The sequence below is a fragment of the Pseudoroseomonas cervicalis ATCC 49957 genome (assembly GCF_000164635.1).
In the GTDB taxonomy this organism is placed as follows: domain Bacteria; phylum Pseudomonadota; class Alphaproteobacteria; order Acetobacterales; family Acetobacteraceae; genus Pseudoroseomonas; species Pseudoroseomonas cervicalis.
In genome coordinates, this window is sequence record NZ_GG770777.1 from 1,118,109 (window position 1) to 1,127,577 (window position 9,469).

General features: G+C 71.5%; 11 protein-coding genes. 5 read left to right on the forward strand and 6 right to left on the reverse strand.

What is annotated here, in order from left to right:
* A partial coding sequence (locus tag HMPREF0731_RS04850; protein WP_007002914.1) for a DUF697 domain-containing protein occupies window positions 1-428 on the forward strand: 428 nt, incomplete at its 5' end.
* Between the two features lie 6 nt (window positions 429-434).
* On the opposite strand, the gene HMPREF0731_RS04855 is transcribed toward HMPREF0731_RS04850, so the two are convergent.
* Both HMPREF0731_RS04855 and HMPREF0731_RS04860 read right to left on the reverse strand, forming a co-directional pair.
* Window positions 435-1,349, reverse strand: coding sequence for a cation diffusion facilitator family transporter (locus HMPREF0731_RS04855; protein WP_040611922.1), 915 nt, complete (start codon window positions 1,347-1,349; stop codon window positions 435-437).
* Between the two features lie 87 nt (window positions 1,350-1,436).
* Window positions 1,437-2,258: a sulfite exporter TauE/SafE family protein gene (locus tag HMPREF0731_RS04860; protein ID WP_157135927.1), complete on the reverse strand. Its 822-nt coding sequence runs from the start codon at window positions 2,256-2,258 to the stop codon at window positions 1,437-1,439.
* Window positions 2,259-2,338: 80 nt separating this feature from the next.
* Here HMPREF0731_RS04860 and HMPREF0731_RS04865 point away from each other — a divergent pair, with 80 nt between their 5' ends.
* Complete coding sequence (locus HMPREF0731_RS04865; RefSeq protein WP_007002917.1) at window positions 2,339-3,100, forward strand: sulfite exporter TauE/SafE family protein; 762 nt, start codon at window positions 2,339-2,341, stop codon at window positions 3,098-3,100.
* Window positions 3,097-3,804, forward strand: coding sequence for a cysteate racemase (cuyB, locus tag HMPREF0731_RS04870; RefSeq protein WP_007002918.1), 708 nt, complete (start codon window positions 3,097-3,099; stop codon window positions 3,802-3,804). The genes HMPREF0731_RS04865 and cuyB overlap by 4 nt, the downstream gene beginning before the upstream one ends.
* A 123-nt stretch (window positions 3,805-3,927) precedes the next feature.
* Here cuyB and HMPREF0731_RS04875 read toward each other — a convergent pair whose 3' ends face one another.
* On the reverse strand, window positions 3,928-4,425 hold the full coding sequence (locus tag HMPREF0731_RS04875) for an ankyrin repeat domain-containing protein (protein ID WP_007002919.1): 498 nt from the start codon (window positions 4,423-4,425) through the stop codon (window positions 3,928-3,930).
* A 100-nt stretch (window positions 4,426-4,525) separates the two neighbouring features.
* Here HMPREF0731_RS04875 and HMPREF0731_RS04880 point away from each other — a divergent pair, with 100 nt between their 5' ends.
* Entirely contained in the window at window positions 4,526-5,278 is a 753-nt protein-coding gene (locus tag HMPREF0731_RS04880; RefSeq protein WP_007002920.1) for a gamma-glutamyl-gamma-aminobutyrate hydrolase family protein, read from the forward strand.
* On the forward strand, window positions 5,275-6,981 hold the full coding sequence (ggt, locus tag HMPREF0731_RS04885; RefSeq protein ID WP_007002921.1) for a gamma-glutamyltransferase: 1,707 nt from the start codon (window positions 5,275-5,277) through the stop codon (window positions 6,979-6,981). The genes HMPREF0731_RS04880 and ggt overlap by 4 nt, the downstream gene beginning before the upstream one ends.
* An 88-nt stretch (window positions 6,982-7,069) precedes the next feature.
* On the opposite strand, the gene HMPREF0731_RS04890 is transcribed toward ggt, so the two are convergent.
* From HMPREF0731_RS04890 to HMPREF0731_RS04900, 3 genes are all read right to left on the reverse strand, one after another.
* The gene (locus HMPREF0731_RS04890; protein WP_007002922.1) at window positions 7,070-7,309 is read right to left on the reverse strand and encodes a hypothetical protein; all 240 of its coding nucleotides are present in this window, start codon (window positions 7,307-7,309) and stop codon (window positions 7,070-7,072) included.
* 172 nt (window positions 7,310-7,481) lie between these two features.
* Window positions 7,482-8,552 carry a tartrate dehydrogenase gene (locus HMPREF0731_RS04895; protein ID WP_007002923.1) on the reverse strand — a complete coding sequence of 357 codons (1,071 nt, stop codon included), beginning with the start codon at window positions 8,550-8,552 and terminating at the stop codon, window positions 7,482-7,484.
* A gap of 194 nt (window positions 8,553-8,746) precedes the next feature.
* The coding region (locus HMPREF0731_RS04900; RefSeq protein ID WP_007002924.1) for an ELM1/GtrOC1 family putative glycosyltransferase at window positions 8,747-9,469 on the reverse strand (723 nt) is incomplete at its 5' end.

A 9,469-nucleotide genomic window follows, 5' to 3' on the forward strand; every position in this document is an offset into this window, starting at 1 on the left:
CCGCCGCCTCGGCCGCGGCGGCGGCCGCCGTGCCGGTGCCGGTGGCCGATGCCGCCGGCATCTTCGCGGTGAATGTCGGCATGGTGGCCGCCATCGCGGTGGCCATGGGCGTCACCATGGACCAGAAGAACATGCTGGCCATGGCGGCGAGCCTGGCGGGCGCGCTGGCCACCTCGGCCGGCGGGCGCATGGTGGCGGGGCAGGTGCTGAAGCTGATCCCGGGCCTCGGCAGCCTGGCCGGCGGCGCCATCACCGCCGCCGTCGCCGGCAGCACCACCTATGGGCTGGGCTACGGCTTCACCGAGTATCTCTGCCGCTTCCACGCCGCGCGCGGCCATATGCCGGAGGGCAGCGAGCTGCAGGAAGGCTTCCGCAAATTCTGGGAGAGCTGGGGCGAGAAGGAGAAGGCGCCGCCGGCCGGCGCCTGAGGCGCGCTACAGCCAGCGCCGGTCGGTGGTGAAGTCGATGTTCAGCCAATGGCCGGGCGGCTCCGCCCCCAGCGCCGCGGCGATCTCGGCGCGGACCGCCTCGAACTCCTGCAGCGGCTTCGCCGCAAGGGCGGGCCCGGCCAGGAAGGTGATGTCGACGAAGCGCACCCGCCCGGTCTTGGCGACATGGGTGGTGTAGGCCTCGAAGCCATGCCGCTCGGCGATGCCGGCGACCAGCGCCCGCACCTCGCCATCCAGCCCGGCCGGGGCCAGCTGCAGGATCTCCTTGCCGGCGCGCCAGGCGGCGCCGAGCGGCAGGGGCAGCAGCAGCAGCGTCATCCCCGCCAGCAGGGCCGGGTCGAGATAGGGCACCAGCGCGGCGTGGCGCGTGCCCTGCAGCGCGCCGGCCACCAGGAACCCCGCCCCCAGCGCCAGGCTGAGCAGGCCGGAGACCAGCCAGCCCCGCGCATCCATCGCCAGCAGCTCGGAGCCGAGGGCGCGGGCGCGGCGGCGCATCACCAGGAATAGCGCCAGGGCGGCGAGGCCGGAGCCGGCGGCGTACCAGAGGCCGGGGCCGAAGGCGACGCTGCGCCCGGCGCCCAGCAGGTCGTTCACCGCGCCGAGCAGCGCATAGCCGCAGGACAGGGCCAGCACGGTGGAGTTCAGCAGCACCAGCATCGGCTCCAGGTGCCAGAAGCCGAACTGGAAGCGCCGCGTCTCGCCGCGGTCGAGCAGCACGGAGACGCCGAGCGCCAGCAGCGTCAGCGCCGCATCGGCCAGCGAATAGACGCCGTCGAACAGGATGGAGCTGGAATTGACCAGCAGGCCGCAGGCGATGCCGGCCAGCGCCAGCAGGATGGTCAGCAGGATCGAGGCGGTGAGGGTCCTGCGTTCCGCCCGTCCATCCTCCCGACTCGCCACCCCCGCCTCCCTCGCCCGCTGCGGCTCCGGCGAGGGCTGTAGCATGGCCGGGCGCGGCGGCGGAGGCCGCGCCCGGTCATCTCGGCGTCAGGAGAGCAGGCCGTAGAACATGCGAACGGCCGTGATCGCCAGGAACACCGCGAAGGCACGCTTCAGCGCCAGCGGCGGGATGGTGTGCGCCAGATGCACGCCCCAGGGCGTCGCCAGGATCGAGCTGGGCACGATCAGCGCGAAGCCGATCAAATTCACATAGCCCAGCGAATAGGGCGGCAGGTCATGCGCCCCCCAGCCGCCATACAGGAAACCGATGGTCGCCGGGATCGAGATGATCAGCCCGAAGACCGAGGAGGTGGCGACGGCCGAGCGGATCGGCGTGCCGAACATCGACAGGATCGGCACGCCCACCGTGCCGCCGCCAATGCCCATCATGGCCGAGACGGTGCCGATGAAGCCGCCAATGCCCCACAGCCCGGCGCCGCGCGGCGTGGTGTCGCGCAGTTTGAAGTCGACGCCGGTGAAGCCCATGTTCACCGCCACCAGCAGCGCGATGGTGGCGAACACCGCCGACAGCGCATCGCCATGCAGCCAGATCGCCGCCACCGTGCCGAGCGCCACGCCGATGATCATGGACGGCCAGATCGCCTTCAGCAGCCCGGTGTCGATGGCGCCTTTGGCGTAGTGCTTGCGCGCCGAGACGATCGAGGTCGGGATGATGGTGGCCAGGCTGGTGCCCACCGCCAGCTTCATCTGCACCGTCTCGGGAATGCCGAGCAGCGGGAAGATGTTGAACAGCACCGGCACGATGACGATGCCGCCGCCGACGCCGAGCAGCCCGGCCAGCGTGCCGGAGAGGAGACCGGTCACGGCCATGGCGAAAGCGAGGCCCGCAAGCCAGAGCGGGTCGGACATATGTTCCATTCGGGGACCTTGGCGGCAGGAAGGAGGCGTTGCACCTTGTGCTTACACCCCTGCCCCGGTCCCGTCAGCCCGTGCTCCTCATCACCGATCCTTGGTTCTACGCCCTGGCCGTGCCCGCGATCCTGGTGACCGGTATCAGCAAGGGGGGCTTCGCCTCGGGTGGCGGCAACCTCTCCGTGCCGGCCATGGCGCTGCTGGTGCCGGCGCCGCAGGCCGCCGCCATCTCGCTGCCCGTGCTGTGCGCCATGGACATCGCCGGGCTGCGCGCCTGGTGGGGGCGCTGGAGCCTGCGGGAGATGCGGGCGATCCTCCCCGGCGGGCTGCTCGGCATCGCGCTGGGCAGCCTGGCCTTCGGGCTGATGAGCGACCGCATGACCAAGCTGATGGTGGGGGTCATCGCGCTGGCCTTCCTGGCGCGCAATCTCTGGCAGGCGCGGCATGGCAAGCCGCCGCCGCCCGCCGCGCCCAACCGGCTGAAGGGCGGGTTCTGGTCCACGGTGTCCGGCTTCACCAGCACCATCGCCCATGCCGGCGGGCCGCCGCTCGCGGTCTATCTCTACCCGCTGCGGCTGGAGCGGGCGCAGCTGGCGGCGACCACCGTCGTGTTCTTCGGGGTGGTCAATTACGTCAAGCTGGTGCCCTATGCGGCGCTCGGGCAGCTCAGCCTGGGCAACCTGCTCACCAGCCTGGTGCTGCTGCCGCTGGCGCCGGTCGGCGTGCGGCTCGGCGTCTGGCTGCAGGGGCGCATCAGCGACAAGGTGTTCTACCGCGTGATCCATGTTCTTCTGGCGGCCACCGGCATCAAGCTGGTGGCGGATGGGCTCGGGCTGTGAGCGGCGCGCCCTTTCTTGGCGTGCTGGGCGGCATGGGGCCGCTGGCCAGCGCCCAGTTCATGCTGCGGCTGACGCTGCTGACCCCGGCCGAGCGCGACCAGGACCACCTGCCCGCGCTGCTCTGGTCCGACCCGCGCATCCCCGACCGCACCGCGGCGCGGCTGGCGGGTGGCGAGGACCCGCTGCCCTGGCTGCTGCGCGGCATCGCCGGGCTCGAAGCCGCCGGCTGCGGCGCCATCGCCATTCCCTGCAACACCGCCCATGGCTGGTACGAGGCGATGCAGGCCGCCACGCCCCTGCCCATCCTGCACATTGTCGATGCCGCCGCCGAGGATCTGGCGCGGCAGGGCGTGGCCTCGGGGCGCGTCGGGCTGCTGGCGACGGCGGGCACGCTGGCCATGCGGCTCTACCAGCCGCGGCTGGAGGCGCGCGGCTACAGCGTCATCACCCCGGACGAGGCCGAGATGCGCGAGCTCGTCTCCCCCGGCATCGCGCTGGTGAAGGCGAACCGCGTGGCGGAAGCCTATGCGCCGCTGGCCGAGGCAGCGACGCGGCTGAAGGCGCGCGGCGCGGCGGCGGTGGTGCTCGGCTGCACGGAAATCCCGCTCGGCATCCAGGCAGGGCCATCGGCGGAGATCGGGCTGCCCCTGGTGGACACGATCGACGCGCTGGCACTGGCCAGCCTCAGATGGGCAGGAAAGTAAGATCTTCTTTTTCTGAAGAAAAAGAAGCAAAAAGACTTTTTCCGTTTGGCGTCCCGCTTATGGCCATACGCGGGACGCCAGCGGAAAAAAGTTTTTTGGTTCTTTTTTCCAAAAAAGAACGTCTTATTCTTCCAGCACACTCAAAGCATTCCGCGCCCCCATGGCCCGCGCCATCTGCGCCGCCGTGGCGCCCGAGGCGTCCTTGGCCTCCCGGTCGGCGCCGGCGCGCAACAGCGCCTCGACCATTTCGTCGCGGTTGAACATGGCGGCCATCATCAGGGGCGTGCGGCCATCGGGGCCGGCGGCGTCCACGGCCGCGCCGTGCTCCAGCAGCGCCGTCACCACCCCGGCGGCACCCTTGAACACCGCCCCGGCCAGGGGAAGCTGGCCACGGTCATTGGCCAGGTCCGGGCTGGCGCCGTGTTGCAGCAGCAGGCGCACCGCCGCCTCCTGCCCGTGATAGGCGGCCAGCATCAGCAGGGTGTCGCCCTTCTCGTTGCGCAGATCGGCCGGCAGGCCGTGCTCCAGCGCGGCGCCGAGCGTGGCCGTGTCGCCGGCGCGGGCGGCGTCGAACAGCTTCTCGGCCAGGGCGCGCAGCGCCTCGGGGTCGTCCTGTGTCATGGCGTCTCCTGCTGTCTGCCGCCGCCGATATGGGGCCGCGCCGGGGGCGCGGGAAAGGGGTGGCCTGGACAAGCCCGCCGCGCAGCGCGAGCCTGACCGGATGACCGCGCTTCACTCCTCCCGCCGGCCCTGGGTCGGCGTGCCCGCCTGCCATCGCGAGATGGGCGGGCATTGGCAGCATGCCACCCCCTCCCGCTACATGACCGCCCTGGCCGAGGGCGCCGGGGTGCGCCCCGTGCTGATCCCGCCACTGGCCGATGCGCTGGACGCCGAAGGCTGGCTGGAGCGGCTGGACGGGCTGCTGGTGCCCGGCTCGCCCAGCAATGTGCAGCCGGCGCTCTATGGCGGCGGCGCGGCGCCGGAGGGCGAGCTGGAGGACCCGGACCGCGACGCGACCACCCTGCCGCTGATCCGCGCGGCGCTGGCGCGCGGCCTGCCGGTGCTGGCCATCTGCCGCGGCCTGCAGGAGATGAATGTGGCGCTGGGCGGCACGCTGCACGGCCGGCTGCATCTGCTGGAGGGGCGCGACGACCATCGCGGCCAGGGCAGCACCAGCGCCGAGCGCTACCGCATGCGGCACGAGGTCGCGGCCGAGGGGCTGCTGCGGCAGGTCACCGGCCAGGCGCGCTTCCTGGTCAATTCGGTGCACATGCAGGGCGTGGACCGCGTCGCCCCCGGCCTGGCGGTGGAGGCGCTGGCGCCCGACGGCACGGTGGAGGCGCTGCGGCCCGAGGCCGCGACCGGCTTCCAGCTGGCCGTGCAATGGCACCCCGAATGGCGCTTCCACGAGGATGCGCCGAGCACCGCCCTCTTCCGCGCCTTCGGCGCCGCCTGCCAGGGAACCGCCCCATGAGTGACTGGAAACACCGCGCCGGCAGTCCCTTCGCGCGCGAGAAGCAGCCCGCCCTGGCCAGCAAGGGCATGGTGGTGACCAACCATCCCGTCGCCTCGGCGGCGGGGGCGGAGATGCTGCTGGCCGGCGGCAATGCAGTGGACGCCGCCATCGCCGCGCTGTTCACCCTGACCGTGGTGGAGCCGATGATGGTCGGCCCGCTCGGCGGCGGTGTCGCGCATCTGCGGTTGCCGGATGGGCGGCATGTGGTGCTGGACGGGCTCTCCACCGCCCCCGCCGCCGCGCGGCCGGACATGTACGAGCCGATCTCCGACACCCTGCCCGACTACCAGGAGACGGCCGGGCGGAAGAACGCGCTGGGCGTGCTGGCGATGGGCGTGCCGGGGGCGCTGGCCGGCTGGTGCCGGGCGCTGGCCGAGCATGGCAGCCTGCCGCTGGAGGAGGTGCTGCGCCCGGCGATCCGCGCCGCCGCCGAGGGCTTCCGCGCCACCTCCTATCTGGTCGGCGCCATCGCCGATGCGGCGCATGAGCTGGCGCTGGACCCTGGCCTGGCCGCCACCTTCCTGCCCGGCGGCGCGCCGCCGGCGGTGGGCGCGCTGATCCGCCAGCCGGAGCTGGCCGAGTCGCTGCGGCTGATCGCGAAGGAAGGCCCGGCGGCGCTGTATGGCGGCGCGCTGGGGCGGGCGCTGGCCGCGCATATGGCGGCCTCCGGCGGGCTGATCACCGAGCGCGACCTGGCCGAGTACCGGGTGGTGGAGCGTGCCCCCATCACCGGCGAGTATCGCGGCTACCAGGTGATGGCGCCGCCGCCACCCTCCTCGGCCGGGGTGCATGTGACGCAGATGCTGAATGTGCTGGAGGGCTATGACCTGGCCGCGCTGGGCTCCGGCAGCGCCGCCACCGTGCATCTGCTGGCCGAGGCGCTGAAGCTGGCCTTCGCCGACCGTGGCGTGGCGACGGCCGACCCGGCCTTCATCCGCGTGCCCGTCGAGCGCCTGACCAGCAAGGCCTACGCCGCCGAGCGCCGCGCCCTGCTGCGCCAGGACCGGGCGCAGGACTGGACCCCCGGCATCCCGCCCGGGGAGGTGCTGGCCGAATCCGCCAACACCACGCATGTCACCGTGGCGGATGCCGCCGGCACCATCGTGGCGACGACGCAGACCATCAACAGCCTGTTCGGGGCGCGCTTCACCATCCCCGGCACCGGGCTGATCGCCAACAACTACATGTTCAATTTCGACCCGCATCCGGGCAAGGCGCTGTCGGTGGCGCCGGGCAAGCGGGTCTTCACCTCGATGGCGCCGACCATCGTGGCGCGCGACGGCAAGCCCTGCTTCGCGCTCGGCCTGCCGGGGGGCTTGCGCATCTTCGGCTCGGCCATGCAGGCGGTGATCAACCTGATCGACCACGACATGGATCTGCAGGACGCGGTGGAGGCGCCGCGCATCTGGACCAATGGCCACACGCTGGAGCTGGAGCCGACCATCGCCGCCACGCTGGACCCCGCGCTCACCGCGCTCGGCCACAAGGTGCAGCGGGTGAAGCATATCGGCGGCGGCATGGGCGCGGTGCGCTTCCACGCGGATGGCATGATCGAGGGCGCGGCCTGCTGGCGCGCCGATGGCACGCCGGTCGGCATCTCGGGCGGGCTGGCGCGGCCGGGGGTGCGCTTCGACCCGGAGGTGCGCGCGGCCAAGGCCTGAAACAGAAAACCCGGGGGAGCGATCCCCCGGGGCATATCCTCAGGCCGATCGGCGCCGCGCGCCGGTCATCGCCCGCCGGGCAGAGCCCTCAGGGGCATTCGCACCCATCGGTCGGGCCGGATTCGCCGCGCACGATGTGGTGGTCGATCCACTCCGACACCAGCCGGCGCGCCTCGTTCACCGAGGATTCGGGGTGGTGGATCCGGTACAGCGCCGTGCAGGCCCGGAAGGACGACAGGTCGTCATTCCCGGTCTCGCGCAGCTCACGATACGCGGTCACCACAGCGCGCTCACACCGACGGGTGATGTGGCTGAAGTCGTTGCCCATCCGCTCATACTCCTGCGGTTGCGAGCCAGTTGAGAATGGGTCGCAACTCGTCCCGGCGTTTTTATAAGCTCATCTGAATGAGCGTTCAAGTTTCCTCTGCGCCGGGAGCTGCCGGCCGCCTGCCCCCAGGCGGGACTCGGGAGGGGCCGGGACGCCCCTCCGCCGCCCCGCCTCAGGCCGCGGCGACCGCCTCGGCCAGCGCCTTGCCCACGTCCGAGGTGTTGGCCTGGCCGCCCATGTCGCGGGTGCGCGGGCCACCCTCGGCCAGCAGCGTCTCGATGCTGCGGGTGATGGCGTCCGCCGCCTGCTTCTCCCCCAGATGCTCCAGCATCATGGCGCCGGACCAGATCTGCCCGATCGGGTTGCAGATATGCTTGCCGGCGATGTCGGGGGCCGAGCCATGCACCGGCTCGAACATCGAGGGATGCGCCTTCTCGGGGTTGATGTTGGCCGAGGGCGCAATGCCGATCGAGCCCGCCACCGCCGGGCCGAGATCCGAGAGGATGTCGCCGAACAAATTGGAGCCCACGACCACGTCGAACCAGTCCGGATGCTGCACGAAATGCGCGCAGAGGATGTCGATGTGGAACTGGTCGGTCGTCACGTCCGGGTAGCTCTTCGCCATCTCGGCGAAGCGCTCATCCCAATAGGGCATGGTGAAGGTGATGCCGTTGGACTTGGTGGCGCTGGTCAGCTTCCTGCGCGGCCGGGTCATGGCCAGTTCGAAGGCGTATTTCATCACCCGGTCCACGCCCTTGCGGGTGAAGACGGCATCCTGGGTGACGAATTCCCGCTCGGTGCCGGCGAACATCTTGCCGCCGGAGGAGGAATACTCGCCCTCGGTGTTTTCGCGCACCACGTAGAAATCGATCTCGGCGGGGGTGCGGTTGGCCAGCGGCGTCTTAGCGCCGGGCATCAGCTTGCAGGGGCGCAGGCTGATATACTGGTCGAACTCGCGGCGGATCGGGATCAGCAGCCCCCACAGCGAGACGTGATCGGGCACGCCCGGCCAGCCCACGGCACCCAGGAAAATGCTGTCGCTCTGGCGCAGCTGCTCGATGCCGTCCTCCGGCATCATGCGGCCGGTCTGGGCGTAGGTCTCGCAGGACCAGTCGTAATGCGCCAGCTCCAGCTCGAAGCCGAAGCGGCGGGCGGCGGCGTCCAGCACGCGCAGCCCCTCGGGCACGGTCTCCTTGCCGATGCCATCCCCGGGCACGACGGCGATGCGGTATTTGCGGGACATGAGCTTTCCTCCGATCGGGCCCGCGGAGCCTAGCCAGCGGAGTGAGCGCGGCAAGAGGGACAGAAGGAAAGAGTTCTTTTTTGAAAAAAAGAACCAAAAAACTTTCATCCGCTGGCGTCCCGCCTACGGCCTGAGGCGGGACGCCAAACGAACAAAGTCTTTTTGCTTCTTTTTCTTCAGAAAAAGAAGATCTCTTAAATCAACCCCCTGGCCTTGATTTCCGCCGCCACCCTTGCCGCCTCATCCAGCGGCACGCGCGCGAACGGCGCCAGCCCGGCCGAGAGCGGCCGCGCCTGCCCCGCCTCGTACAGGCTTTGCCACAGGCGGCGGTGGCGCGGGGCCGTGGTGGTCTCGGCGATGAAGAGCGGCGCCTCGGTGGCCAGGGCCTCGCTGAGCATGGAGACCGAGTCGCCGGTGGCGATCACCGCATCCGCCCAGGCCAGGAAGCCGGCATAGGGGTTCGGCCCGGCGCTGCCCCAGCCATGCAGGGCATGCGGCACGCCCTGCAGCGCCGCCGCCACGGCGGCCGCCGCCGCCGCGCCGCTGCGGCGGGAGGTGGTGACCAGCACACTGCCGCCCATGCCCGCCGCCTGCCGCGCCAGATCGGCGGCGAGGCCGGGGTCCAGCCCCTCCCCCCGCACCGCGCCGCCCAGCAGCAGCGCCACGCGCGGCCCCGGCAGTGCAGCGAGTTCCGCCCATTCGGCGCGGGCGGCGGCAAGCGCCGCCGGGCTCATCCGGTGACAGGCGCCGAGGATGGGGAAGAGGTTCGCCGCCCCGCGCGGCGAATCGTGCCGGCCGACCACCAGCAGGTCGAACTCTGCCGCGCCGAAACCGGGGCGCATCATGTGCACCAGCCTGGCGCCGCGCCGCCCCAGCCAGCGCGCCACGGGGGCCAGCGCCGCCCGGCCGAGAGCACC